The sequence below is a fragment of the Polynucleobacter sp. JS-JIR-II-50 genome, from assembly GCF_018687895.1.
Taxonomy (GTDB): domain Bacteria; phylum Pseudomonadota; class Gammaproteobacteria; order Burkholderiales; family Burkholderiaceae; genus Polynucleobacter.
Map to the genome: position 1 here is coordinate 853145 of NZ_CP061307.1, position 26465 is coordinate 879609.

The 26465-nt window shown below is 46.7% G+C and carries 24 protein-coding genes and 2 tRNA genes; 21 read left to right on the top strand and 5 right to left on the bottom strand.

The window, feature by feature from the left end; all coding sequences use genetic code 11:
* Nucleotides 1–12: 12 nt before the first annotated feature.
* The 4 genes from FD963_RS04455 to FD963_RS04470 form a co-directional block, all read right to left on the bottom strand.
* Entirely contained in the window at nucleotides 13–276 is a 264-nt protein-coding gene (locus FD963_RS04455; RefSeq protein WP_251367323.1) for a DUF1289 domain-containing protein, read from the bottom strand.
* Nucleotides 273–1448, bottom strand: a complete 1176-nt coding sequence (locus FD963_RS04460) for a GNAT family N-acetyltransferase (RefSeq protein WP_371818495.1) — start codon at nucleotides 1446–1448, stop codon at nucleotides 273–275. Before FD963_RS04460 ends, FD963_RS04455 begins: the two co-directional genes overlap by 4 nt.
* Entirely contained in the window at nucleotides 1448–1834 is a 387-nt protein-coding gene (gene gloA / locus FD963_RS04465; RefSeq protein WP_215363388.1) for a lactoylglutathione lyase, read from the bottom strand. The genes FD963_RS04460 and gloA overlap by 1 nt, the downstream gene beginning before the upstream one ends.
* A gap of 83 nt (nucleotides 1835–1917) precedes the next feature.
* The gene (locus FD963_RS04470) at nucleotides 1918–3588 is read right to left on the bottom strand and encodes an electron transfer flavoprotein-ubiquinone oxidoreductase (protein ID WP_215363391.1); all 1671 of its coding nucleotides are present in this window, start codon (nucleotides 3586–3588) and stop codon (nucleotides 1918–1920) included.
* A 158-nt stretch (nucleotides 3589–3746) separates the two neighbouring features.
* Between FD963_RS04470 and FD963_RS04475 the strand changes: the two genes are divergently transcribed.
* The 16 genes from FD963_RS04475 to FD963_RS04550 all read left to right on the top strand — a co-directional run bounded on the left by FD963_RS04475 (nucleotide 3747) and on the right by FD963_RS04550 (nucleotide 17831).
* Entirely contained in the window at nucleotides 3747–4448 is a 702-nt protein-coding gene (locus tag FD963_RS04475; RefSeq protein ID WP_215363394.1) for a CoA transferase subunit A, read from the top strand.
* Nucleotides 4449–4506: 58 nt separating this feature from the next.
* The gene (locus FD963_RS04480; RefSeq protein WP_215363397.1) at nucleotides 4507–5157 is read left to right on the top strand and encodes a CoA transferase subunit B; all 651 of its coding nucleotides are present in this window, start codon (nucleotides 4507–4509) and stop codon (nucleotides 5155–5157) included.
* Nucleotides 5158–5192: 35 nt separating this feature from the next.
* Nucleotides 5193–7067, top strand: a complete 1875-nt coding sequence (locus tag FD963_RS10405; protein ID WP_215363400.1) for an alpha/beta fold hydrolase — start codon at nucleotides 5193–5195, stop codon at nucleotides 7065–7067.
* A 27-nt stretch (nucleotides 7068–7094) separates the two neighbouring features.
* Nucleotides 7095–9128: a bifunctional (p)ppGpp synthetase/guanosine-3',5'-bis(diphosphate) 3'-pyrophosphohydrolase gene (locus FD963_RS04490; protein WP_215363403.1), complete on the top strand. Its 2034-nt coding sequence runs from the start codon at nucleotides 7095–7097 to the stop codon at nucleotides 9126–9128.
* An 18-nt stretch (nucleotides 9129–9146) separates the two neighbouring features.
* A tRNA-Val gene (locus FD963_RS04495) sits at nucleotides 9147–9223 on the top strand.
* A gap of 124 nt (nucleotides 9224–9347) precedes the next feature.
* The gene (gene thrS / locus FD963_RS04500) at nucleotides 9348–11270 is read left to right on the top strand and encodes a threonine--tRNA ligase (RefSeq protein WP_215363406.1); all 1923 of its coding nucleotides are present in this window, start codon (nucleotides 9348–9350) and stop codon (nucleotides 11268–11270) included.
* Between the two features lie 42 nt (nucleotides 11271–11312).
* Nucleotides 11313–11837 (top strand): translation initiation factor IF-3, encoded by a 525-nt coding sequence (gene infC / locus FD963_RS04505; RefSeq protein ID WP_174249837.1) that lies wholly within the window; start codon nucleotides 11313–11315, stop codon nucleotides 11835–11837.
* A 127-nt stretch (nucleotides 11838–11964) separates the two neighbouring features.
* Nucleotides 11965–12162 (top strand): 50S ribosomal protein L35, encoded by a 198-nt coding sequence (gene rpmI / locus FD963_RS04510; RefSeq protein WP_046330084.1) that lies wholly within the window; start codon nucleotides 11965–11967, stop codon nucleotides 12160–12162.
* A gap of 25 nt (nucleotides 12163–12187) precedes the next feature.
* Entirely contained in the window at nucleotides 12188–12553 is a 366-nt protein-coding gene (gene rplT / locus FD963_RS04515; RefSeq protein ID WP_011902675.1) for a 50S ribosomal protein L20, read from the top strand.
* A 25-nt stretch (nucleotides 12554–12578) separates the two neighbouring features.
* Nucleotides 12579–13625, top strand: coding sequence for a phenylalanine--tRNA ligase subunit alpha (gene pheS / locus FD963_RS04520; RefSeq protein ID WP_215363409.1), 1047 nt, complete (start codon nucleotides 12579–12581; stop codon nucleotides 13623–13625).
* A 24-nt stretch (nucleotides 13626–13649) separates the two neighbouring features.
* On the top strand, nucleotides 13650–16106 hold the full coding sequence (pheT, locus tag FD963_RS04525; RefSeq protein WP_215363411.1) for a phenylalanine--tRNA ligase subunit beta: 2457 nt from the start codon (nucleotides 13650–13652) through the stop codon (nucleotides 16104–16106).
* A 53-nt stretch (nucleotides 16107–16159) separates the two neighbouring features.
* Complete coding sequence (locus FD963_RS04530) at nucleotides 16160–16483, top strand: integration host factor subunit alpha (RefSeq protein WP_072582283.1); 324 nt, start codon at nucleotides 16160–16162, stop codon at nucleotides 16481–16483.
* Nucleotides 16461–16811, top strand: a complete 351-nt coding sequence (locus FD963_RS04535; protein ID WP_215361724.1) for a MerR family transcriptional regulator — start codon at nucleotides 16461–16463, stop codon at nucleotides 16809–16811. Before FD963_RS04530 ends, FD963_RS04535 begins: the two co-directional genes overlap by 23 nt.
* A 24-nt stretch (nucleotides 16812–16835) precedes the next feature.
* Nucleotides 16836–16912 (top strand) — tRNA-Pro (locus FD963_RS04540).
* A gap of 37 nt (nucleotides 16913–16949) precedes the next feature.
* Nucleotides 16950–17363, top strand: coding sequence for a PaaI family thioesterase (locus FD963_RS04545; protein ID WP_215363414.1), 414 nt, complete (start codon nucleotides 16950–16952; stop codon nucleotides 17361–17363).
* A gap of 183 nt (nucleotides 17364–17546) precedes the next feature.
* Entirely contained in the window at nucleotides 17547–17831 is a 285-nt protein-coding gene (locus tag FD963_RS04550; RefSeq protein ID WP_215363416.1) for an H-NS family nucleoid-associated regulatory protein, read from the top strand.
* Between the two features lie 81 nt (nucleotides 17832–17912).
* Here the strand turns inward: FD963_RS04550 and FD963_RS04555 are convergent, their stop codons facing one another.
* On the bottom strand, nucleotides 17913–18611 hold the full coding sequence (locus FD963_RS04555) for an excisionase family DNA-binding protein (RefSeq protein WP_215363418.1): 699 nt from the start codon (nucleotides 18609–18611) through the stop codon (nucleotides 17913–17915).
* Between the two features lie 299 nt (nucleotides 18612–18910).
* Between FD963_RS04555 and FD963_RS04560 the strand changes: the two genes are divergently transcribed.
* The 5 genes from FD963_RS04560 to FD963_RS04580 are packed head-to-tail and all read left to right on the top strand — an operon-like array spanning nucleotide 18911 to nucleotide 26431.
* A complete protein-coding gene (locus tag FD963_RS04560) occupies nucleotides 18911–21766 on the top strand; it encodes a 2-oxoglutarate dehydrogenase E1 component (protein ID WP_215363420.1) in 2856 nt (951 codons plus the stop codon).
* 48 nt (nucleotides 21767–21814) lie between these two features.
* On the top strand, nucleotides 21815–23017 hold the full coding sequence (gene odhB, locus FD963_RS04565) for a 2-oxoglutarate dehydrogenase complex dihydrolipoyllysine-residue succinyltransferase (protein WP_215363422.1): 1203 nt from the start codon (nucleotides 21815–21817) through the stop codon (nucleotides 23015–23017).
* A gap of 12 nt (nucleotides 23018–23029) precedes the next feature.
* Nucleotides 23030–24466: a dihydrolipoyl dehydrogenase gene (lpdA, locus tag FD963_RS04570; protein ID WP_215363425.1), complete on the top strand. Its 1437-nt coding sequence runs from the start codon at nucleotides 23030–23032 to the stop codon at nucleotides 24464–24466.
* On the top strand, nucleotides 24467–25570 hold the full coding sequence (gene zapE, locus FD963_RS04575; protein ID WP_215363428.1) for a cell division protein ZapE: 1104 nt from the start codon (nucleotides 24467–24469) through the stop codon (nucleotides 25568–25570).
* A 9-nt stretch (nucleotides 25571–25579) separates the two neighbouring features.
* On the top strand, nucleotides 25580–26431 hold the full coding sequence (locus FD963_RS04580; RefSeq protein WP_215363430.1) for a 3',5'-nucleoside bisphosphate phosphatase: 852 nt from the start codon (nucleotides 25580–25582) through the stop codon (nucleotides 26429–26431).
* The last annotated feature ends 34 nt before the right edge of the window (nucleotides 26432–26465 follow it).

Below are 26465 nucleotides of genomic sequence, written 5' to 3' on the forward strand. Positions count from 1 at the left end.
AAAAATAAGCCCTTAAGTGGGCTTATTTTCTTTGGCTTGCCTCTGAAAGCGTGTCGCAGTACCTTCTGCACGAATACGTTTCCACACTGAATCCTTTTCTTCTTGAGAAAAGAATACCCAATTACTTACTTCACCTAAAGTGCGACCGCATCCTTGGCAGATCTCATCGTACAGTGTTGTGCAAACACCGATGCAGGGCGAGTCAGAGTCTGCATCCCCCGTGGAAAGGGAATGAGAGCCGTCTTGCACAATAGATTTGATGTCTTCAGAATTCATGGCTGTACTTTAGACGATTTCAAAGGACTGTGCTCAGCAAGCTCATCAACATAAGCTCCGATCCCTTGATGTTCACGATCCAGGAAGTGTTTTACAGCTTTGGCAAACTGAGGATCTGCAATGAAATGGGCGGATTGAATGGTTGTTGGCAAGAAGCCGCGCGCCATCTTGTGTTCGCCTTGTGCACCACCTTCAAAGGTTTGAATCTGATTAGAGATGCAATATTCAATTGCTTGATAGTAGGCGGTTTCAAAGTGCAAGCAGGGTATATGTTCGATGGCACCCCAATATCTGCCATAAGCCTTAGAGCTTGCGAGGTCAACAACTAGCAAAGATGCTGCAATCGGATTTCCATTGCGCTCTGCAATGATGAGATGTAAGTTTTCAGGCATACGCTGTGCCCATAACTTCAAGAATGCCTCATTGAGATAGGGGCTCGATCCATGCTCTAAGTAAGTGTTTTCGTAACAGCGATAAAAGAATTCCCAATCAGCATTGGTTGAAGATATTCCTGGGACATGTCTAAAAGTAATTAGCTCTCGCGCCACCTGTTCTCGTTCGCGTCGAATATTCTTACGACGCTTCATAGTGAGGGCTGCTAAAAATTGTTCGAAATTCTCAAAGCCTTGGTTATGCCAATGAAATTGCACCGAGTCTCGCAACATGAACCCTTGGTCCTCGAGCCCCTTTGCTTCTGAAGCATGGGGAAATAAAACATGTGCTGAAGATAGATTATTTTGTAAAACTAAAGTCTTCAAACCTGCAATTAATTGTTGTTGCACTAAATCAGCAGCTACATTGCTCGCAATTAAAATCCTTGAGCCTTGAACGGGTGTAAACGGAATGGCACAAAGCGCTTTCGGAAAATACTGCATGCCTTGTTGCTCATAGGCCTGCGCCCAAGACCAGTCAAAGACAAATTCTCCGTAGGAGTGCTGCTTCAAATACAGGGGCATTACGCCAATGAGCTGGTCACCATCTTTTAGAAGTAGGTGAGCCACTTGCCACCCAGTATTGCCTCCAACGCAGCCAGTTTTCTCTAGCGTACTGAGAAACTCATGGCGAAGAAAGGGGCCTGCATCATCAGGAAGTAGAGCATTCCACTTCTCTGGGGTGATATCGCTAAGGCGATCAACTATTTCTAATTGAAATGAATCGGGCTCTGCCACGATTAACGCTGAATGAGCTCAATTTTGTAGCCATCAGGGTCGGTAACAAACGCAATAATGGTGTCACCGCCAGCTACTGGTCCAGCCTCACGGGTCACATTGCCGCCGGCCGTCTTGATGGCAGCACAAGCAGCATAGGCATCTGGAACCTCAATTGCAATGTGTCCATAGGCTGTGCCTAGGTCATAGGATTGAACGCCATGGTTGTAAGTCAGCTCAATCTCCGACTGGCCATCCCCATTCCCTTTACCGAAACCCACAAAAGCCAGCGAATATTTTTGTTCCGGACGTTCGGTAGTGCGTACTAAATTCATACCCAATATTTTGGTGTAGAAGTTGATTGAGCGATTTAGGTCGCCAACGCGAAGCATAGTATGTAGGATCATCATGGGTTAAATATAACGCTATTTATTTATTCGTGTTGAGATGAAAAACCCCGGTATGGAACCGGGGTTTGTTGTATTGCATTGCTTTACATGGATGCGTAGTTCGGTCCGCCGCCACCTTCAGGCGTAACCCAGACGATATTTTGAGTGGGATCTTTAATGTCGCAAGTTTTGCAATGCACACAGTTTTGCGAATTAATTTGCAAGCGAGCCTTACCATCGGTTTCGACAAACTCATATACGCCAGCAGGGCAGTAGCGTTGCTCGGGTCCTGCATAGGTTTCCAGGTTCACGCCCACAGGAATGGATTCATTCTTCAGTGTTAAATGAACTGGTTGATTTTCAGCATGATTGGTATTGGAAATAAATACTGAAGAGAGGCGGTCAAACGTAATCTTGCCATCTGGCTTAGGGTAGTCAATCGGCTTGTGTTGCGCTGCAGGCTCCAAACATTCATGGTCAGCATGTTTTAAATGCACGGTCCATGGCGTGTTGCCACCCAAAAGCTTTTGCTCTAATCCCACCATCAGCGTGCCAACATAAAGTCCTTTTGACATCCATGGCTTGAAGTTGCGCGCTTGATTGAGTTCTGTATGCAGCCAACTATTTTGGAATGCGGTTGGGTACGCAGACAAAACATCCTCAGAGCGATTCTCATTGATAGCAGCAACTGCTGCTTCAGCAGCAAGCATGCCAGTCTTAATTGCTGCATGACTTCCCTTGATGCGAGATGCATTGAGGAAGCCAGCATCACAACCAATGAGTGCACCGCCAGGAAATACAGTCTTAGGAAGGCTATTTAAACCACCAGCAGTCAGTGCGCGTGCGCCATAAGAAATGCGTTTACCGCCTTCAAAAGTTTCACGAATCTTTGGATGTAATTTATAGCGTTGGAATTCTTCAAAAGGAGAGAGGTAGGGATTCTTATAAGACAAGCCCACCACTAATCCAACAGCAACCTTGTTATCACCTAAGTGATAGAGGAATGAGCCGCCATAGGTATCGCTCTCCAAAGGCCAGCCGGCGGTGTGCACTACAAGTCCAGGCTTACTCTTGGAGGGTTCAACCTCCCAAAGCTCTTTAATGCCAATGCCATAGCTTTGTGGGTCTGCATCCTTATCTAATGCAAACTTAGCAATCAGTTGTTTGCCAAGATGGCCACGCGCGCCTTCGGCAAAGAGGGTGTACTTGCCGCGTAATTCCATGCCAAGCTGAAACTGATCCGTTGGATTGCCTTCTTTGTCTAAACCCATTGATCCAGTGATGACACCATGGACTGCGCCTTGCTCGTTGTAGAGAATTTCTGCGGCTGGAAAACCGGGGAAAATCTCAACGCCGAGATTCTCGGCTTGTTGTCCCAGCCAACGGGTCACGTTAGCAAGACTGACAATATAGTTGCCTTCATTTTTAAAGCAGTGCGGCAACATCCAGTTTGGAACTTGGTATGAGTTATCGCTGGTCAAGAATAGAAATTGATCTTGCGTGACGGGTGTATCGAGCGGTGCACCCAGCTCTTTCCAGTTGGGGAATAATTCAGTGAGTGCTTTGGGGTCCATGACGGCGCCAGAAAGAATGTGGGCTCCGATTTCAGAACCCTTTTCCAATACGCACACACTGATTTCTTTTCCTGAGGAGCTGGCTAATTGCTTGGCTTTAATGGCGGCCGACAAACCTGCGGGGCCACCCCCAACGATGACCAGGTCATAGTCCATAGAGTCTCTGGGACCATATTGCTCTACCAACTCTGCAGAATTCATTCAATTTCTCCGAAATTTCTTAAAAATGGGGCATTTAAGCCCTATTAGTTTAGTTCTAACTGACAAAATCCGAATTAGTGCCAAGACCGCCTAGCCCACGGCGTCTTAAGCGTTATGATTGCTTTTTTACTCATTTTGGCAATATTAGGACAAAAGTTATGAATAAAACTTACCCATCTGCAGTAGATGCCCTGCGGGACATCTTAAAAGACGGACAAAAATTGGCCGTTGGCGGTTTTGGTCTTTGTGGCATTCCTGAGGCCTTGATTCAGGCAGTTAAGGATCTGGGCGTCCAAAATCTCACTGCAATTGCTAACAACGCTGGAGTTGATGGCTTTGGTTTGGGTTTATTGCTCAATTCACGCCAGGTGAAAAAAATGGTTGCCTCATATGTGGGTGAGAACAAAGAATTTGAACGTCAGTTTTTAGCCGGCGAATTGGAGTTGGAATTCACGCCGCAAGGAACTTTGGCTGAAAAATTGCGTGCCGGTGGTTGTGGCATCCCTGCTTTTTATACCAAAACCGGTGTTGGTACTTTGGTTGCCGAGGGTAAGGAAGAAAAAGAATTCGATGGTGAGAAATACATCATGGAGCGTTCAATCGTCTCAGACATCTCTTTAGTAAAAGCTTGGAAGGCAGATAAGTCCGGTAACTTAGTCTATCGCTACACAGCACGAAACTTCAATCCAGTGGTGGCTATGGCTGGCAAGATCACCGTTGCTGAAGTAGAAGAGATTGTTGAGAACGGCAAACTCCATCCTGATGAGATTCATACACCCGGTATTTATGTCCACCGTTTGGTTTTGCATAAAACACCAGAAAAGCGCATTGAACAGCGCACGATGACTGCAACAGCGTAATCCCCCGAACACTAAAGCAATAGAACAGCAATAGAACAAAATACTTAGGAAGATCGAAATGCCTTGGACTAGAGATGAGATGGCAGCGCGTGCTGCTAAAGAATTAAAAGATGGTTACTACGTGAACTTGGGCATTGGTATGCCTACTTTGGTTGCGAACCATGTACCTAAAGATATGGAAGTTTGGCTTCAGTCTGAAAATGGTTTGTTGGGTATTGGACCATTCCCAACTGAAGAAACCATTGATGCCGATCTAATCAATGCTGGTAAGCAAACCATTACGACTTTGCCTGGCTCATCGATTTTCTCTTCTGCCGATTCGTTTGGAATGATTCGTGGTGGAAAAATTAATATCGCGATCTTAGGTGCAATGCAAGTAAGCGAACATGGTGATTTAGCCAACTGGATGATTCCAGGAAAAATGGTCAAGGGCATGGGCGGCGCAATGGATTTGGTGGCCGGTGTTAAGCATGTGGTTGTGCTGATGGAGCACGTTGCCAAGAAAAAAGATGGCACTGAAGAGCTCAAAATTTTGCCGCATTGCACATTGCCTTTAACGGGCGTAGGCGTTATTAGCCAGATCATTACCGATCTTTGTGTTCTTGACATCACCCCTAAAGGTTTGAAATTAACTGAATTGGCTCCAGGCGTGACCAAAGAAGAGGTTATCGCTAAAACGGGAGCCCCTGTTGATACAACGGGTTTCTAATCAGCGCCATCAATTAATGGAATAATGGGTTCACCATGTCGGGCTCCCATCATTTCCATTCGAAGCCATCTAAACCCCATAATCAATCTGGGGTAGATCCTTCCCTGCATGCCCACAAGAAGGGTGATGCACGGCATACCCATAGCAAGCAAGCCTCTAATCAAAACCTACTCTTAATTGCCTTAGTCCTGACTTTAGGTTTTTCAGGGGTTGAGGGTGCCGCTGCTTATTTCGCCAATTCATTAGCGCTGATTTCTGATGCTGGTCACATGGTGACTGATGCTGCCGCTTTAGGTTTAGCGCTCCTAGCCCAAATTATTTCTCGCCGCCCACCATCTCCGAAGCATTCATTTGGTTTTGGGCGTGCTGAAGCGCTAGCAGCATTTGTTAATAGTATTGCGATGCTAGCTTTGGTGTTATGGATCGTCATCGAGGCGGTCAGTCGTTTTGCTAATCCCCATAAAGTGGATGGTTTGACTGTCACGGTTGTTGCTGCAATCGGTCTTCTGATGAACATCGTTGTGGCATGGGTTTTGTCTCGCGATAAGCAAAGCGTGAATACCCGTGCAGCACTAGTCCACGTCATGGGCGATCTCTTGGGATCAGTTGCGGCATTGATTGCTGGTGTCGTGATTCAGCTTACCGGCTGGATGCCGATCGATGCCATTCTTTCTATTTTGGTATCGCTGCTTATTCTCAAGTCCACCATCTCCATTCTGCATGAGTCCTACCATTTTTTGATGGAGGGTGTGCCTCTTCATATTGACTACTTACAAGTGGGTACTGATTTAAGAAATATTCCAGGCGTACTCGCGGTACATGATTTGCATGTGTGGGAAATGACCCCTAGCTTCCCAGCCTTGATTGGCCATATTGAAATCGCTGATATGCAGAAGTGGCCAGAAATTATGGCCAGAATCAATACGATGCTTTTGGATAAGTACGGCATCGATCATGTGACCTTGCAGCCTGAAGAGGTCGGTGATGACCACGATCATGAGCATGATCATCTCCATCATGAAATTCATAACGAAGCTCAGGCAGCAAATGTATTTCATGACGGCGATACCTTTTACGTAGAGTGCGCTAGTGGCGATTCCACGCATCGTATGGCCTATCACGCTTGGGGAAACCCTGGCAACAAAGTATTGCTGTGTGTTCACGGCCTAACAAGACGGGGCAGCGACTTTAAGACGCTTGCGCAGGCAATGTGCAAAGACTATTACGTAGTATGTCCAGACGTAGTTGGTAGGGGTGAATCGGATCGCTTAAGTAATCCAATGCTCTATGCTGTGCCACAGTACGTTGCTGATATTGCTGCGTTAGTTAAGAAGCTTGGCGTTGCACAAGTGGATTGGCTGGGAACTTCAATGGGTGGCTTGATTGGCATGGTGTATGCCGCAATGCCAAACTCACCCATACGGAGAATGATCATCAATGATGTGGGTCCTAAGATTGAGCCAGAGGCAATCAAACGCTTAGGCTCTTACGTTGGTCAGCCATTTACTTTTTCAGATCGAAGTCACGCACTCCAGCGCTTGAATGAAATCTGCGCTACTTTTGGCGAGCACACTCCCGAAGAGTGGGAGATTTATAACGGCCCCATGTTAGTTCAGAAGAATGGTAAATGGATCATGCATTACGACCCGGATATCTCAGTGCCGTTTGCATCAGTAAACCCCATCATGGCTAAAGCAGGTGAGATGGCGATGTGGCATGCCTTCAAGCAAATTCATATTCCGATGTTGATTGTCCGAGGCGGTAACTCTGACTTACTTTCCGCTGCTACGGTTGCCGAGATGTGCAAAGTCAATCCTTATGCGCGCAGTATTGAGATTCCCAATGTGGGACATGCACCCGCGTTTGTGAAACCCGAGCAGATTGCTTTAGCAAAAGAATTTTTCAGTTAATTAGTTCTTAATCACCCCTTATTGCCAATGGCAAATGTCCCCAGCAATTCGACAAAAGAGTCAGTTTTCGTAGATGCCTGGTATGGTGAGCCGTCAGAATTGCACGCAGCCGGCGTATTGCAGGTATTACAGTCTCTCAATCTGGATGAGGCGACACTAATTGCTGCAAGCAATATTGCCCGCACCCATGGCAAAGAAGCCCTCATAAAGCTCATTGGCGAAGAGTCCGCGAAACTGCTCATTGGATATCGCGGCTTACGACAAGCCCAAGCAAAGCTAGTCCGTGATGATGGTGGCTTAAGTGTTACTGGCCAAGAAGAAATGTTGCGCAAAATGCTTTTGGCATTTGGCGATGATTTGCGGGTAGTTCTGATTTATCTCGCCTCCCGTCTGCAGACATTGCGCTGGATTACGCAAGAGAAGATCGAGATGCCCGCTGCCTGGGCTAAAGAGATCTTGAGCATCGATGCCTCATTGGCTAATCGATTGGGTATTTGGCAAATGAAGTGGGAGATGGAGGACTTAGCATTTCGAGCGCTCTCACCACAGACTTATCGTGATATTGCCAAGATGTTGGATGCTAAACGCATTGAGCGCCAATCATTCATCGACCAAATCGTCTTGCAACTACAGCAAGAATTAAAGGCTGCGCAGATTGAGGGCGAAGTTCTTGGAAGACCAAAACATATTTACAGCATCTGGAAAAAGATGGAAGGTAAATCATTAGACTTTGCCAATCTTTATGATGTCAGAGCATTTCGGGTATTGGTCGCCGATGTCAAATCTTGCTACGCTGTATTAGGCATCGTGCACAACGTTTGGCAGCCCGTACCCAGAGAATTTGATGATTACATTGCGCGCCCTAAGCCTAACGGTTATCAATCGTTGCACACAGTAGTAATGAACGAAGACAGTACCGCATTTGAGATTCAAGTGCGCACACATGAAATGCATCAGCAGGCTGAATATGGTTTAGCTGCGCATTGGCGCTACAAGGAGGGTGCATATGTAGGTATGACCACACCCCCAAATCCTGCCAAAACAAATAAGCCAAGCGTTACTCACCAGCAAGGCACGCATAGCGCAGAGGTTGCCTACGAAAGGCAAATCGCTTGGGCTCGCCAGCTTATCTCTTGGAAAGAGGATGCTTGGGAGCAGCTTAAGCACCATGAGATTGATGACCATATTTATGTTCTTACGCCTTTAGGGAAAGTGATTTCTTTAGAGAAGGGCTCAACGCCAATTGACTTTGCTTATGCGGTTCACACTAATCTTGGTCATCGTTGCCGGGGTGCGCGTGTAGATGGCGCAATGGTGCCGCTCGAGACAGCATTGAAGAACGGTCAAACCATTGAAATTATTGCTGTCAAACACGGTGGCCCATCACGCGATTGGATTAGCCCTGATAAGCACTATGTACGTTCACAAAGAGCACGCCAACGAGTACGTGCTTGGTTTAATGCACTTGATGATGAAGAGGCTGGGCAATCTGGAAAAGCTGTAGAGGGTAGAGCTGAGGCAATCCCCGAATTAAAGACCCCATCCCCAATACCTGAAATTGTTTTACGCAATAGCAGTCATAAAGCGGGGCGAGGTGGCGATGTTTTAGTCGTTGGCGTGGATTCATTATTGACCCAGTTAGCGCGCTGCTGCCGACCTGTTCCACCAGACACTATTGCGGGATTTGTGACTCAAGGTAGAGGTGTTTCAATTCACCGTCGCTCATGCAAAACCTTTAGAGGTTTGCTGGAGAGAGCGCCTGAGCGAGTCATTCAAACGGCTTGGACTGCTTCTGCTGCTGATCCTGTGGTCAATCAAGAGCAAAAACGCGTCTTTCCAGCTGATTTGGTGGTGACCGGCTTAGATCGCCCAGAGTTAATGCGGGAGCTCTTTGAAATTCTGACTAGGCAGGGGGTTCATGTGATTGATTTACGTAAATCAGCCAAAAAAGGTCTCGCCCAGATCCTTTTAACGATTGAAGTTAAGGATTCTGAAGTGCTGAGAGTCGTGCAAAACAGCCTAGAAGAGGTCAAAGGGGTCACCCAAGTGCGCCGCCGGTGATAAACTCTATGGCTGTATAGGCTCGTAGCTCAGCTGGTTAGAGCACCACCTTGACATGGTGGGGGTCGTTGGTTCGAGTCCAATCGAGCCTACCAACGAATAAGACCCAAAAGAAGTGCTATTCATGGCTTCAAAGAGGCGCGGATGCCCAAAAGCTACCGCGCTTTCTTTTTGGGAAAGATGTCAGTAATGAAGTTCAGTAAATAAGATGGGGTCATCATGCTTGTAGTTACTCTGCCCGATGGATCAAAACGTGAGTTTGAGGCACCAGTTCGCGTTGCTGATGTTGCGCAAAGCATCGGTAGCGGTCTTGCGAAAGCTGCCTTAGGCGGTATCGTCGATGGCAAGATGGTGGATACCAGTTTTGTGATTGATAAAGACAGTCAATTAGCCATTATCACTGACAAGAGTCCAGAGGCTCTTGAGATTGTCCGTCACTCCACTGCTCACTTGTTGGCGTACGCCGTAAAAGAATTATTTCCAGAAGCACAAGTCACTATCGGTCCAGTAATCGAGAATGGTTTTTACTATGACTTCTCTTATCACCGCCCTTTTACTCCCGACGACTTAGTCGCTTTAGAAAAGAAAATGACTGAGCTCGCTAAAAAAGATGAGCCAGTGACTCGCACCGTAATGCCGCGCGATGACGCTGTAGAGTTTTTTAAGAAGCAGGGCGAAAACTACAAAGCAGAATTGATTGCCAGCATTCCGCAGGGTGAAGATGTTTCTTTGTATGCCGAAGGCAAGTTCACGGACTTATGCCGTGGCCCGCACGTGCCTTCTACCGGCAAGCTCAAGGTATTTAAGCTCATGAAGCTGGCTGGCGCTTACTGGCGTGGCGATAGCAAGAATGAGATGCTGCAGCGTATTTACGGCACCGCATGGTTACGTAAAGAAGATCAAGATGCTTACTTGCATATGCTCGAAGAGTCTGAGAAGCGCGATCACCGCCGCCTAGGTAAGCAACTGGATTTATTCCATTTTCAAGAAGAGGCGCCAGGTTTAATTTTCTGGCATCCAAAAGGCTGGTCCATTTGGCAAGAAGTTGAGCAATACATGCGTCGCGTGTATCAGCAAGAGGGCTACCAAGAAGTAAAAGCTCCGCAGATTTTGGATCGCGGCCTTTGGGAAAAATCAGGCCACTGGGAAAACTATAAAGAAAATATGTTCACGACGGAGTCGGAGAATCGCGCTTATGCATTAAAGCCGATGAACTGTCCTGGTCACGTACAAATTTATAACTCTGGCTTGCATAGCTATCGTGAGTTGCCATTACGTTTTGGTGAGTTTGGTCAATGTCACCGTAACGAACCATCAGGTGCATTGCATGGTTTGATGCGCGTACGCGGCTTCACTCAAGACGACGGGCATATCTTCTGTACTGAAGATCAAATTCAATCAGAGGTTGCTGCTTTTGATAAAGCAGTGCGCGCTGTGTATCAAGATTTTGGGTTTACCGAGGTGGCAGTAAAGTTAGCCTTACGTCCCGCTAAGCGTGTAGGCGATGATGCTATTTGGGATAAAGCAGAAGAGGCTCTCCGTGGCGCCCTCAAGGCCTCAGGCCAGGAATGGGAAGAATTGCCAGGCGAGGGTGCTTTTTATGGTCCTAAGATCGAATATCACCTTAAAGACTCGATTGGCCGTACTTGGCAGTGCGGCACGATTCAAGTGGATTTCTCAATGCCGGCTCGATTGGGCGCTGAATATGTTGCCGAAGACAATACTCGCAAGACCCCAGTCATGCTCCATAGGGCAATTGTGGGCTCTTTAGAGCGTTTTATCGGCATTTTGATCGAAAATCACGCTGGAAACATGCCGGTTTGGCTAGCTCCAACCCAGGCTGTAGTGCTCAATATCTCTGGAAATTCTGCTGCATATGCACAAAAAGTGCAGCAATTACTGAAAAAACAAGGGTTTAGAGTTGAATCGGATTTGCGGAACGAGAAAATTACGTATAAAATACGCGAGCACGCATTACAGAAGACTCCATTTTTGCTAGTTGTAGGTGACAAAGAGTCTGAAAGCAATACGGTGGCCGTTCGTGCCCGTGGCGGAGTGGATTTAGGCGTAATGCCTCTTGATACCTTCGTTGCCCGACTCCAGCAGGATATATCCCAGAAAGTCGGACCCGAGCTTAGCTAGGGTTAGAACGGTTTTTATTGTTTTTTTAAAGGAATTAAGAAGATCGCTACTGAAAAATTGCAGCGCATTAACCGGGAAATTACTGCTCCTGAAGTGCGTTTGATTGGAATTGATGGAGAGCCCATCGGTGTAGTTAAGTTGAGTGAAGCCTTGGCTTTGGCAGAAGAGAAAGAGACCGATTTGGTTGAAATTGCTCCGACGGCTGTGCCACCTGTAGTCCGTATCATGGACTTCGGCAAATTCAAATACCAAGAAGCCAAGCGGATGCATGAAGCTAAGCTGAAGCAAAAAGTCATTCAGGTGAAGGAAGTGAAGTTCCGCCCTGGTACTGATGATGGTGACTACGGTGTGAAGCTACGCAATCTAATCCGCTTTTTGGAAGATGGCGATAAGACAAAGATTACGCTGCGGTTTCGGGGTCGTGAAATGGCCCACCAAGAAATCGGAGTCAGAATGTTGGAGCGTTTGAAGTTGGATCTCGTTGAATACGGCCAAGTCGAACAGTTTCCAAAGATGGAAGGTCGCCAGATGGTGATGGTATTGGCCCCCATCCGTAAGGCTAAGTAACTAGGTTCTACCTGGTTCTTATGTAGGGAGGTATCGAAAGATATCGGTAGTTTGAAGTGCTTCTGGGTACAGGAAGAGTAACCGTCGGTTACCACCTATGTTGCACAAGTAATTGAAGGGGTGCTTTATGCCCAAGATGAAGAGCAAGAGTAGCGCAAAAAAGCGCTTCACGGTTCGCGCAGGCGGAACGATTAAACGAGGACAGGCTTTCAAACGCCACATCCTCACCAAGAAGACCACAAAGAATAAGCGTCACTTACGTGGTACCACCGAAGTTGCGAAAGCTGACGTTAAGTCAATTCGCTCCATGCTTCCATACGCTTAACCTCAGACTAGATTAGGAGAAATAAATGCCAAGAGTCAAACGTGGGGTTACAGCAAGAGCCCGTCATAAGAAAATCACCGATGCCGCTACAGGTTACCGTGGCCGTCGTAAGAACGTATTCCGTATTGCTAAGCAAGCGGTTATGCGTGCTGGTCAATATGCCTATCGTGACCGTCGCAATAAGAAACGTGTATTCCGCGCATTGTGGATTGCCCGTATCAACGCGGCAGTACGTCAGCATGACATGACCTATAGCGTATTCATGAATGGTATGAAGAAAGCTGCGATCGAACTCGACCGCAAAGTGCTTTCTGATATGGCCATTGCTGACAAAGCGGCTTTTGCTGCTTTGGTTACTCGGATTAAATCCGTAGTAAACGCTGCAGCTTAATCTTAGTTTTCTAAACTAAGCTGCAATGGTTTCTCTCGACCACATTGTCGAGGATGCTAAACGTGATTTCCTCGGAGCTGCCGATGCGGCAGCTCTTGAGGACGCGAAAGCCAAGTATCTCGGTAAGTCAGGTGTTCTCACTGAGCGTTTAAAAGCGCTTGGTGGAATGTCGCCTGATGAACGCAAGAGTGCTGGCGCCCAAATTAATCAAATCAAAACCCAAGTAGAAGCTGCATTACAAGAGCGCCGCCAAGCTTTGGCTGATGCTGTCTTGTTGCAACGTCTTGCAGCGGAGTCTATCGATGTTTCTTTGCCCGGCCGTGGCCAAGCAGTAGGTAGCTTGCATCCTGTGATGCGCACCTGGGAACGTGTTGAAGAGATCTTCCGCTCCATTGGTTTTGATGTAGCAGATGGCCCTGAGATTGAAACCGATTGGTTTAATTTCACCGCCTTAAATAGTCCTGAGAATCATCCTGCACGCTCAATGCAGGACACCTTTTATATCGATGGTAAAGATGCTCATGGGAAGCCTTTGCTATTGCGTACACATACCAGCCCCATTCAGGTTCGGTATGCCAGTGAGCATGTTAAGAAATACGCTAATGCAGATGTAATGCCGCCAATCAAAGTGATTGCGCCAGGCAGAACCTACCGCGTAGATAGTGATGCAACGCATTCGCCGATGTTCCATCAGGTTGAAGGCTTGTGGATTGCTGAGAGTGTTTCCTTTGCAGACCTTAAAGGTGTTTATACAGATTTCTTAAGAACCTTCTTCGAAACGAATGCATTGCAAGTTCGCTTCCGTCCCTCCTATTTCCCATTCACAGAACCTTCTGCTGAAATTGATATGGCCTTCGGTAGCGGTAAGCTTGCCGGCCGTTGGTTAGAAATCTCCGGAGCAGGGCAGGTTCATCCAAACGTCTTGCGTAATATGGGTATCGACCCAGAGCGCTATACCGGCTTCGCATTTGGATCTGGTCTAGAGCGCTTAACGATGCTGCGTTACGGTGTAGAAGACTTGCGCCTCTTCTTTGAAAACGATCTGCGTTTCTTAGCGCAGTTCCCTGCATAACCAAATCATTAATTAGATACCGCTATGCAATTTTCTGAATCTTGGCTTCGTCAGTATGTAAACCCATCACTCGATAGTGATGCGCTTGGTCATGCAATGACAATGGCTGGTTTAGAAGTTGAAGAGCAGCATTCAGTAGCACCTGCATTTACTAAGATCGTGATTGCGCAGATATTGTCCGCGGAGCAACATCCTGATGCAGACCGTTTACGTGTTTGTAAAGTAGACGCTGGTACTGGTCAAGAGTTACAAATTGTTTGTGGTGCGCCCAATGCGCGTGCCGGGATCAAGATTCCGTGCGCGATGGTTGGTGCTGAATTGCCTCCTGCTGAAGCCGGCGGCAAGCCATTCATGATCAAAGTAGGCAAGCTGCGCGGTGTTGAAAGCCAAGGTATGTTGTGCTCTGGTCGTGAGCTCGGTTTGGGAGATGATCACGAAGGCATCTTAGAGTTACCGGCGGATGCGCCAGTTGGAAAAGATATTCGTGAATATCTGGATCTTGATGATCAAATCTTTGTTATTAAATTAACTCCAAATAAAGCCGATTGCCTCTCTTTGATGGGCATGGCAAGAGAAGTTTCCGCGATTACTGGTGCGGCACTGTGTGCTCCCAAGTGGACTCCACCAGTAGTATCAATTGACGACAAGCGCAAAGTTACCGTAGAAGATAAAGAACTCTGTGGACGTTTTGCTGGTCGTGTGATTCGTGGTGTAAATCCACAAGCTAAAACGCCTGACTGGATTGTGCAGCGTTTATCGCGTGCCGGTCAAAGAAGTATTTCTGCATTAGTAGATCTCTCTAACTACGTCATGCTAGAGATGGGTCAACCTACGCACGTGTTTGATATTGATAAATTGAATGGCGATATCACTGTTCGTTGGGCTAAAGCAGGTGAAACGCTTGAATTATTAAATGGTCAGACCGTCACTTTGCAGGGGCCCGACTCTGCAGGCAAGATGCAGGAAGCTGGCGTGGTTGCTGATCAGAATGGCCCGGTAGCTCTTGCAGGAATCATGGGCGGCAATCATTGCGCCGTATCCGATAACACTCAGAATATCTATGTTGAAGCTGCTTATTGGCTACCATCAGCTATTCAGGGGCGTGCGCGTCGCTTTAATTTCAGCACCGATGCAGCTCATCGCTTTGAGCGCGGTGTAGATCCACAAAATACGGTTAATTGTCTAGAGTATCTCAGCGCCTTAATCATTGGGGTATGTGGTGGTCAAGCTGGTCCAGTAGATGATCAGGTTTTGAATACGCCAGAGCGTAAGCCAGTCAAAATGCGTTTGGCTAGAGCAGAAAAAGTGATTGGTATTCCACTAACAATTGACGTCGTTACTGATGTATTTCAGCGCCTTGGTTTTGAGTTTAAGCAAGAGGGTGATGCATTTGTCGTAACACCCCCAAGCTATCGTTTCGATATTGAGATCGAAGAAGATTTGATTGAAGAAGTCGCACGCATGTATGGCTTTGAAAATATTCCGGATCAACCGCCAGTAGCCTCATTGAAGATGAGTGCTAAACCAGAAGCAAAACGGGGTGTTCATTTATTGCGCCAGCGTTTGGCTCTCCAAGGTTATCAAGAGGCGGTAAATTTTGGTTTCACGGATCTCGAAAGTGAAAAGCGTTTAACTGGCGCCACTGAAAAAGACATCATTGCAGTGCTAAATCCTATTGCCGGTCAATACGGTGTGATGCGTAGCACGTTATGGGGTGGCTTGTTAAATAACCTCAAGGCTAATTTGAATCGCGGAGCAGGGCGCGTACGTTTGTTTGAGACTGGCCGCGTATTTAAGCGCGATCCTAATGTTCAAGAAGAAGCTGGCAAAGTAGCCGGTTTCCAGCAGCCACAAAAGATTGGTGGCCTTGCTTACGGTGCATTTGTTCCGGAGCAATGGGCCAATGCAACCCGTGCGGTTGATTTCTTTGACGTTAAAGGTGATCTTGAACGTGTTTTAGATCCCCTGCATTTCGTAACAGAAGCTGCGCAACATCCAGCCTTGCATCCAGGTCGCAGTGCGAGGATATTCTTGACTACAGCCAAGAATCGCATTGAAGTAGGATTCATCGGAGAGCTTCATCCCGGTTTGCAACAGGCTTACGAGTTACCGCAGGCACCTGTTTTATTTGAATTAGACCTAGCTCCTATTTGTGAACTTGGCTTGCCGGCGCCTGAGGAGTTGAGTAAATTCCCCGCAGTGCAACGTGATTTGGCATTGGTTGTGAAGCATAGCGTCTCTGCACAGTCTCTGTTAGATGCCATGGCCGCTAGCAAACAAAATTTTGTGCGTAATATTGAGCTCTTTGATGAGTTCAAGCCTAAGGCTGGTTCAAGCAGTATGGCGGATGATGAGAAGAGTTTGGCTTTCCGAGTAACCCTCTTAAACTCTAATGAGACATTGCAGGATCCCCAAATTGATGCGGTAATGGCTACTTTATTGGGCGCAGTTGAGAAAAAGTGCGCAGCCCGTTTGCGCTAGGTTTAATATTAGGCATAAATTAAATAATTAATTAGTTACCAAAGAGACAAGCAATGACTGAATTGATTTCTAATGATACCGTTACCAAGAATGAACTTTCTGAAGCTCTGTTTGATCAGGTTGGCCTGAATAAGCGCGAAGCAAAAGATATGATTGATGCTTTCTTTGATCGTGTTGGCCAATCTCTTGAAGCAGGCGTAGAAGTTAAGATTTCTGGTTTTGGTAACTTCCAGTTGCGCAATAAATCGGCTCGTCCTGGCCGAAATCCAAAGACAGGTCAAATGATTCCGATTGCAGCTAGACGCGTAGTTACATTTCACGCAAGTCAAAAGCTTAAAGATGTAGTGGAGTCACATGCTCGAGAAAACCGAGTTTGATGCTAGCTCAGCGCTGCTGAGCTCTCAACTTCCCCCGATACCAGCAAAGCGCTACTTCACTATTGGTGAGGTTGCCGATCTTTGTGGCGTTCGCTCTCACGTTCTTCGTTATTGGGAGCAGGAGTTTACTCAACTCAGCCCCCAGAAGCGCAGGGGTAACCGTCGCTACTATCAGCATCATGAAGTTGTCTTGATCAGAAAGATTCGCTCTCTCCTCTATGAAGAGGGTTTTACGATCAGCGGTGCCCGCAATCGCCTTGAAGAGGCTCGCGGCGACCTGCGTCTACGCGAAGAATTGCAAGCGGTTCTGCAGATTCTCTCTAAATAGTTACTGCTACAATTTTGCTTTCGTCGGGGCGTAGCGCAGCCTGGTAGCGTACATGCATGGGGTGCATGTGGTCGGAGGTTCAAATCCTCTCGCCCCGACCATTCAAACTAATCCCACCATCTCAAAAACACCATTTCTATGACAAGCGATACAAAACCCATTGAATACTTTGGCCTTAAGATTCCTTTTTTGGCGCATTTGGGTGTGGTGCCCGAATATGCAAAGGATGGTAAGTCACGAATTAGCTTAGACCTTAAGCCTGAGTATGAGAACAGCTTTGGTATTGCCCATGGCGGCGTCATCATGACACTCCTGGATTTTGCAATGGGGGCTGCAGCTCGGAGCATTTCCGAGGTTCCCTTGGGGGCGATGACGATTGATATGTCGGTCAGCTTCCTGCGTCCCAGTACCGGAAAAATCGTGGTGGAGGGCACTATCCTTAAGCCAGGAAAGACAATTAACTACTGCGAAGCCGTTGTTTTGAATGAAGCGGGGGAGATAACCGCTAAATCCAGTGGCACCTTTATGCTCAGAGAATCAAAAACAGTTTAATTAAATATAATATTTATAAAGATTATGTCTTTTATTAACCTGAGCTGATATAGCCCTAATAAATATAGTTAATTATTCTGAATAATATATATTGCCTGATTGATTAATGTATATATAATCATCATCTAATATGGCTTATATAAGCCCTATAAATCAACCTATTATTCGGAGAGTGAAAAGAATATGTCTTCTTATAAAGAGCTTTTAGCCCAACGCGAGCAGCTGGATAAACAGATTAAAGAAGCAATAGCCCATGAAAAGGCTGATGGCATTGCCAAGGCCAAAGTCATTATTGAGCAATATGGCTTAACGGCATCCGATCTATTTAGCCGTAAAGCTGGCGTAAAGAGCGCTGGCGGTAAAGTGGCTCCTAAATACCGCAATCCATCTACAGGCGAAACCTGGACTGGTCGCGGTAAGGCGCCAAAGTGGATTGAGGGCAGAGATCGTGGAAGCTATTTGATCTAAGTGCTTGTTTTACCTAAGCTTTAGTGCTAAAGGCCGCTTTAAGCGGCCTTTTTATTTGCTCTTTTTTACCTCAATTGGCTTTTAAGCGCATTTCCTTGCCAAGGCTTCCACAAAAAGGGGTTCTAGTAACTCATGCCGATTGCCATGGAGCCAGCTTCCTTCAGCCTCTGGATTGGTTGCGGGGTAGCCGATAATCAGTGGATTTAGGTCAATTAAACCGTCTTCAAGCTCCTTTTTAATGCTTTCGTTCAAAGAATGCTTAACACCAGAGTTCTCGTCCGCCAGGGCAACCACGCCAGGGTGTAGCTTTATGAAACCTTCATCTACTAGAATAGGTATGCGCTGTGTGTCCTTGTTTTTACTAAGATAATGGATTAAATGGACTTGCTCTATAGGCGGAATGAGGGCATCTAAAAAGATTAAATCGGGGACAATGGAAACTGCTTTCATTAAGCCCTCCAGGCTATCCACTGCCATTTCCATATCTACTTTGAGCTGCCAATCGGCAATAGATTCTAATAACTCTTGCCCATTCTCGGATCTTCTAAATATCCCCATGGCTACACAGTTTTGAGTGGTCTTTTGGCGCATAGCCCTTTTCCTGCGCTGTAATTGTTGCTCTAAAGAGCTAGCCAATATACGTCTGTGGCCGCCACGGGTTTTCCAAGCAATGAGTTCACCCAATTCCACCATTTTTTGCACAGTGCCTAAGGAAACCTGTAAAACCTTGGCGCTTTGGCGAGTACTGAGATATTCCGTTTCTGGGGTAATTGTTTTCATATTTCCCTTAATTTCATTTAATTGTTTGAAGATTTAGAGAATAAAAATCAAAATCAATTGAATCTGTCGGTAAACCTTTAAAGCGGGGTAGGAAAGTTCTTATTAATTCTCTTTTATAGGGAGATACCCCAAAATTCCTTGAAATCAGGGAAAGCCCTTTATGTATCAATGGTCATTCGTGTTAAATTACACCTGTAGCAACAGTATTCGCACAGATCAATTCGCTAAACGGTAGAGCCGTGAAACGAATGGTTTTAACCACAGTTTTTATTCGGGAAACCCGATGAAAGGTGAGCATCATGATGCAGGATCAGAGAGATAATTCCTATCTCTTCGGCGGAAACGCACCCTACGTAGAGGAACTCTACGAATCCTACTTGCACGATCCGGCTTCCGTAGCTGATCATTGGCGAGATTATTTTGATAACGTGAAACAGGTTCCTGCGGTAGACGGTTCATCTCGAACTGACATTGCCCATGCACCTATTGTTGCCTCATTTGCTGAGCGCGCTAAGCAAGGTCCAATTAGAACGATTTCTGATTCGGCTGACTCAGAGATGGGCCGCAAACGCGTTGCTGTTCAGCAGTTAATTGCCGCGTACCGTAACGTCGGCAATCGCTGGGCAAACTTAGATCCATTAAAGCGAACAGAGCGCCAGGACATTCCTGAGTTAGATCCCGCTTTCTATGGCTTTACTGATGGCGATATGGATATCGTCTTCAATACTAGCAATACATTCTTCGGTAGAAACGAAATGTCCTTGCGCGATCTGCTCCAAGCATTGCGCGAGACATACTGCGGCACGATCGGTGTCGAGTTTATGTTTATTGCCGACCAGAAGATTAAGAAGTGGTGGCAAGAAAAATTAGAGTCCATTCGCTCAACCCCACAATTTAACGTGGATGAGAAGCGTCAAATCTTGGATCGCGTCACTGCTGCTGAAGGCTTAGAGCGCTACCTCCAGGCTAAATATGTTGGTCAAAAGCGCTTCTCCCTCGAGGGTGGCGAAAGCTTTATTGCCTGTATGGATGAGTTGGTTCGTGATTCAGGCAATAAAGGTATTCAAGAGATCGTGATTGGTATGGCCCACCGTGGTCGTCTCAACGTATTGGTCAACACCTTGGGCAAAATGCCTAAGGACTTGTTCGCTGAGTTTGAGCACAAGGGACCAGAAACATTGCCTGCAGGTGACGTTAAATACCACCAAGGTTTCTCAAGCGACATTTCTACTCCTGGCGGTCCGGTTCACTTGTCATTGGCATTTAACCCATCCCATTTAGAGATCGTTAACCCAGTAGTTGAGGGTTCTGCACGTGCCCGTATGGAACGTCGTGGCGATATGTTGGGTATGCAAGTGATGCCAGTGTTGGTTCACGGTGATGCTGCGATTGCAGGTCAGGGCGTGATGCAAGAAACATTAGCAATGTCAGAGGTTCGTGGTTATTCCACGGGCGGCACAATGCACATCGTGATTAACAACCAGATTGGTTTCACAACTTCAGATCCGCGTGACTTGCGTTCAAGCTTGTATTGCACGGACATTATGAAAATTGTGGATGCCCCGGTATTGCACGTAAACGGTGATGATCCTGAAGCAGTAGTGTTGGCGACTAAGTTGGCTGTTGAGTTCCGCATGAAGTTCCATAAGGATGTTGCGGTTGACATCATCTGCTTCCGTAAATTGGGTCACAACGAGCAAGATACGCCCGCAATGACTCAGCCGCTGATGTACAAAATCATTGCCGCACATCCTGGCACACGCAAGTTGTATGCAGATAAATTAGAAACTCAAGGGGTATTGCCTGCTGGTACTGGTGACCTCATGGTCAAAGAGTACCGCGCTGCAATGGATGAAGGTAAGCAAACCTCCGATCCAGTGCTGAGCAACTTCAAAGGCAAGTTTGCAGTCGATTGGTCTCCGTTCTTAAATAAGAAGTGGACCGATGAAGCTGATACAGCGATTCCATTAACAGAGTGGAAGCGTTTGGCTGAGAAGATTTCCACTATTCCAGAAGGTTTCAAGGCGCATCCATTGGTTGCTAAGGTCTATAACGATCGTGCTGCCATGGGTCGTGGTGAGGTGAATGTGGATTGGGGTATGGGTGAGCACATGGCTTTCGCATCCTTGGTTGCAAGCGGCTATCCAGTGCGTTTATCTGGTGAAGATAGCGGACGAGGCACCTTTACCCACCGTCATGCGGTATTGCATGAGCAAAATCGTGAGAAGTGGGATACCGGTACTTATGTCGCTCTTCAGCACGTTACTAAAGATCAAGCGCCATTTGTGGTGATTGACTCGATTCTTTCTGAAGAGGCTGTCCTGGGTTTTGAATACGGCTATGCCGCTGCAGAGCCAAACACCTTAACAATTTGGGAGGCTCAGTTCGGTGACTTTGCTAACGGCGCTCAAGTGGTGATTGACCAGTTCATCGCCTCTGGTGAGGTGAAGTGGGGTCGTGCGAATGGTTTGGTCATGATGTTGCCTCACGGTTACGAAGGTCAAGGCCCAGAGCATTCCTCTGCTCGTCTTGAGCGATTTATGCAGTTATGTGCCGATACGAATATGCAAGTGATTCAGCCGACTACTGCAGCGCAGATCTTCCATGTGTTGCGTCGTCAAATGATTCGTCAGTTCCGCAAGCCGCTGATCTTGATGACTCCTAAATCATTGTTGCGTAACAAAGAAGCTGCATCACCTTTATCTGAATTCACTAAAGGCGGTTTCCAAACCATCATTGGTGAGCGTGATGATTCTATCGATGCGAAGCAAGTGACTCGTTTAGTCATGTGTTCTGGCAAGGTCTATTACGACTTGGTTAAGCAGCGCGCTGAGAAGAAGATTGCTGATGTAGCGATCATTCGCTTAGAGCAGCTGTATCCATTCCCGCACAAAGCATTGACTGCTGAGATGAAGAAGTATCCGAAATTGGAAGACGTAGTCTGGTGTCAAGACGAGCCACAAAACCAAGGTGCCTGGTTCTTTGTACAGCACAACATCTTGGAGAACATGTCTGATGGCATGAAGTTGGGCTATGCAGGCCGTCCTGCATCAGCATCACCAGCTTGTGGTTATGCCCATCTCCACCAAGAACAGCAGAAGTCTTTACTGAATGCGGCATTTGCCAAACTCAAAGGTTACGTGATCACGAAATAATCGTCTTCATAACTCAACATACACACATACATATAAACAGGATTAATCATGGCTATTTTCGAAGTTAAAGTTCCACAACTCTCCGAGTCAGTTGCTGAAGCGACTTTGTTGCAATGGAAAAAGAAGGTGGGTGACGCTGTTGGTCAAGACGAGATCTTGATTGAAATCGAAACAGATAAAGTCGTTCTTGAAGTTCCAGCACCTTCCGCTGGTGTCTTGACAGAAATCGTCGTTGCTGACGGCGGTACTGTTGTTGCTGAGCAATTGATTGCAAAGATTGACAGCACTGCTGTTGCCACTGCTGCTCCTGCTGTACCTACTCCAGCTGCTGCTCCTGCTGCAGCCCCAGTAAAAGCAGCTGCTCCTGCTGCTAAAGCTGGCGTAGCGGCCGCTCCTTCTGCTGCAAAAATTCTTGCCGAGAAAAATATCGACGCTGGTCAAGTTGCCGGTTCTGGTCGTGATGGCCGTATCACCAAAGGTGATGCATTGAATGCTTCTGCAGGCGGCACTAAATCTGCTGCATTACCTAGCGCACCTGTTCCAATGGGTGATCGCCCAGAAGAGCGTGTACCAATGAGTCGTTTGCGTGCTCGTATTGCTGAGCGTTTGCTTGAGTCCCAAGCTAATAACGCCATTTTGACTACATTCAATGAAGTTAACATGGCTCCAGTAATCGCTATGCGTAATAAGTACAAAGATCAGTTTGAAAAAGTTCATGGTGTGAAGTTGGGCTTCATGTCTTTCTTCGTGAAAGCAGCAACACATGCTTTGAAGAAATTCCCACTCTTGAATGCTTCTGTTGATGGCAATGACATCGTTTACCACGGTTACTTTGATATCGGTATCGCAGTAAGTTCACCGCGTGGCTTGGTAGTTCCGATTTTGCGTGACGTTGACCAAATGAATTTGGCTGACATTGAGAAGAAAATTGCCGAGTTCGGTGCTAAGGCTCGCGATGGCAAATTGTCGATTGAAGAGTTGACTGGCGGTACATTCTCCATCTCTAACGGCGGCGTATTCGGATCGATGTTGTCTACTCCGATCATCAACCCACCGCAATCCGCTATTTTGGGTATTCATGCAACTAAAGATCGTGCCGTTGTTGAAAACGGCCAAGTAGTTGTTCGTCCAATCAACTACTTAGCTTTGTCATATGACCACCGCATCATTGACGGCCGCGAGGCTGTGCTTGGTTTAGTTGCTATGAAGGATGCTTTAGAAGATCCTTCACGTCTTCTCCTTGATTTGTAAGAAGGGAAGATCATGAGCCAAGCTTTTGACGTAGTAGTAATAGGTGCTGGCCCTGGTGGCTACATCGCCGCAATTCGTGCAGCGCAACTTGGTTTTAAGGTTGCCTGTGCTGAATCTAGTTCCTATGATGATCCTAAAGGTGAAACACGTTTGGGCGGTACCTGCTTAAACGTGGGTTGTATTCCTTCTAAGGCGTTGTTGGCGTCTTCGGAAGAGTTCGAGAAGATCAGCCATCACGCCGCAGATCATGGCATTAAAGTGGGTGCGGTAAGCATCGACTCTAAAAAGATGATCGCTCGTAAAGACGATATCGTTACCAAAATGACGGGTGGCATTCAGTACTTGTTCCGTAAAAACAAGATCACCTTGTTGAAAGGTCACGCTTCATTCGAGGGCAAGGGCGCTGATGGTTATCAAGTAAAGATTGATGGCAAAGACAAAGAAACGGTTACTGCAAAAAATGTGATCATTGCAACAGGATCTAAAGCTCGCCACCTCCCAGGCGTTACTGTGGATAACGTCTTGATCTGCGATAACGAAGGCGCATTGAAGTTCGACTCTGCCCCTAAGAAATTAGGCGTAATCGGTGCTGGTGTAATCGGCCTGGAGTTGGGCTCTGTATGGCGCCGTCTTGGTGCTGAAGTGACCGTGCTTGAAGCAATGCCTTCATTCTTGGGTGCTTGCGATATCGGTATTGCTAAAGAAGCTCAAAAGCTCTTTGCTAAGCAAGGCTTAGATATTCATACTGGAGTAAAGATTAGCGATGTTAAGGCCGACAAGAAGGGTGTGGTGGTCAATTACACCGATAGCGCTGGTAAGACTGCTAAGTTGGAATGTGAGCGCTTAATTGTTTCCGTTGGTCGTGTACCTAACACCGATAAATTGGGTTTAGACAAGATTGGCCTCAAAGTGGATGAGCGTGGCTTCATTCCAATTGATGATCACACTTGTGCTACTGCTGCGCCAGGCGTTTATGCTGTTGGTGACGTAGTGCGCGGCCCTATGTTGGCACACAAAGCAGAAGACGAAGGCGTCTTGGTTGCTGAAGTGATTGCCGGTCAAAAGCCTCATATCGATTACAACTGCATTCCTTGGGTGATCTATACCGATCCTGAAATTGCCTGGGTTGGTAAAACTGAACAAGCACTCAAAGAGGCAGGCATTGCTTATAAAGCAGGTCAGTTCCCCTTTGCTGCTAACGGCCGTGCATTAGGCATGGGTCGTGCTGATGGTTTCATTAAGGTATTAGCTGATTCTAAGACTGATGAGATTCTTGGCGTACATATTATTGGTGCCAATGCTTCTGACTTAATTGCTGAAGCAGCGGTTGCAATGGAATTCAAAGCAGCAGCAGAAGATATTGCTCGTATCTGTCATGCACATCCAAGTTTGTCTGAAGTGATGCGTGAAGCAGCATTGGCGACAGATTCACGTGCATTAAATATGTAATTGAAAACCATTGAGTTTTACCAACAAGAGTTAAAGGCGCGCGGGTATCAAAGTGATCCCGCGCAGCTTCGTGCTGTAGAGCGTCTTCAGGAATGCGAAGATGAATGGATTGCTTACAAAGAAATCCGCAGCAATAGCCTAAAGAAAAAGTTTTTTAAACCAATGCTTCCTCGTGGCATTTACTTGTGGGGTGGCGTAGGGCGTGGCAAATCTTTCTTAATGGACTGCTTTTATGCGGCTTCACCATTAGAAAAGAAAATCCGCATTCATTTTCATGAGTTTATGCGGGAAGTGCATCGTGAATTGCATGAACTCTCAGGAATGTCAGATCCACTAGATGAGCTTGCTAAGCGTATTTCAAATCGTTATCGCCTCATTTGTTTTGATGAGTTTCACATCAACGACATTGCCGATGCGATGATTCTCTATCGCTTACTCAGCGCACTCTTTGCTGACCGCGTACAGTTTGTGATGACATCGAACTATCGTCCAGATCAGCTCTATCCGAATGGTTTACATCGAGATCGATTGATTCCTGCAATTAAGCTGTTGGAAGAAAAGCTCGATGTCTTGAACGTAGATGCAGGCAATGATTACCGCCGTGTGCAGATGGCGCAAGTCGAAGCCTATCTGACCCCGGTCAATGCGGAAACGCAAGCAACGCTTGGTCAAATGTTCCAAACCTTAATTGGTAATCAAAAAGAGGCTCGTAATCCTGTCCTCAATATTGAGTCCCGTGAATTACGACCGCTTCATATGGCTGATGGCGTAGTTTGGTTCGACTTCAAAACTTTGTGTTGTGGCCCACGCTCACAAAATGATTATCTAGAGATTGCGAACCAGTTCCATACGGTGATCCTGTCTGGGGTGCCTTATATGCCTCCAAGAATGACAAATGAAGCCCGCCGCTTTATTTGGCTAATCGACGTCTTATACGACCACAAGATCAAGCTCATCATATCTGCTGAGGTTCCAGCCCCAGATTTGTACACTGAGGGCCAAATTACAGCTGAATTCTCTCGAACCGTGTCCCGTTTGATTGAGATGCAGTCTCGTGACTACCTAGATGCGCCGCGCCGGGTAATTGATACCAGCTTGACCTAAAATAGGGTCATGAGCAGCTTTTCACCCCTAAATGCCGACTTGCATTGCCATTCAGTCATTTCTGACGGCACTTTGACGCCCGAACAATTAGCGGAGCGCGCTAAAGCCAATGGGGTGCATTTGTGGGCGCTGACAGATCACGATGAGTTGGGTGGTCAGAAACGTGCTCGAGAAGCAGCTAGCGCATTAAACATCGATTACCTTACTGGTGTAGAAATTTCTGTCACTTGGATGGGAGAGACGATTCATATTGTTGGTCTTGGAATTGATGCTGAACATACTGGCATCATCGAAGGACTTCGCCGTACTCGTGATGGCCGAGGTAATCGCGCCAAACTCATGGCCGAACAATTACTCAAAGCAGGTATACCTGGCGCTTATGAAGGCGCACTTCATTTTGCAGGCAATCATGACTTGATTTCAAGAACACACTTTGCACGTTTCTTGGTGGAGCAGGGTGTGTGTCGCAATACCGAGCATGTATTTAAAAATTATTTAATTGAAGGTAAGCCAGGATATGTACCTCATCAGTGGGCTAAGCTCGATGATGCGGTTAGCTGGATTAAGGCGGCAGGTGGGGTGGCGGTGATTGCGCATCCTGGTCGCTACAGTAGACTCAATGCCATGCAAATGGATGAGCTCTATAAACACTTTAAGGATATTGGCGGCCTGGCGATTGAGGTGATTACTGGTAGCCATAGTCCGGACCAGTACAAAACTTTTGCAAAGATTGCCCAGCAATACGGATTTTTGGCCTCTCGGGGCTCCGATTTTCATGATCCAAGTGAGAGTCATATAGATTTGGGCAGTTTGCCGCACTTACCGGACCACCTCACGCCAGTATGGTCCGCATTTCATTAAACGATTAATCCATTAACTCCATCATTACTTAACC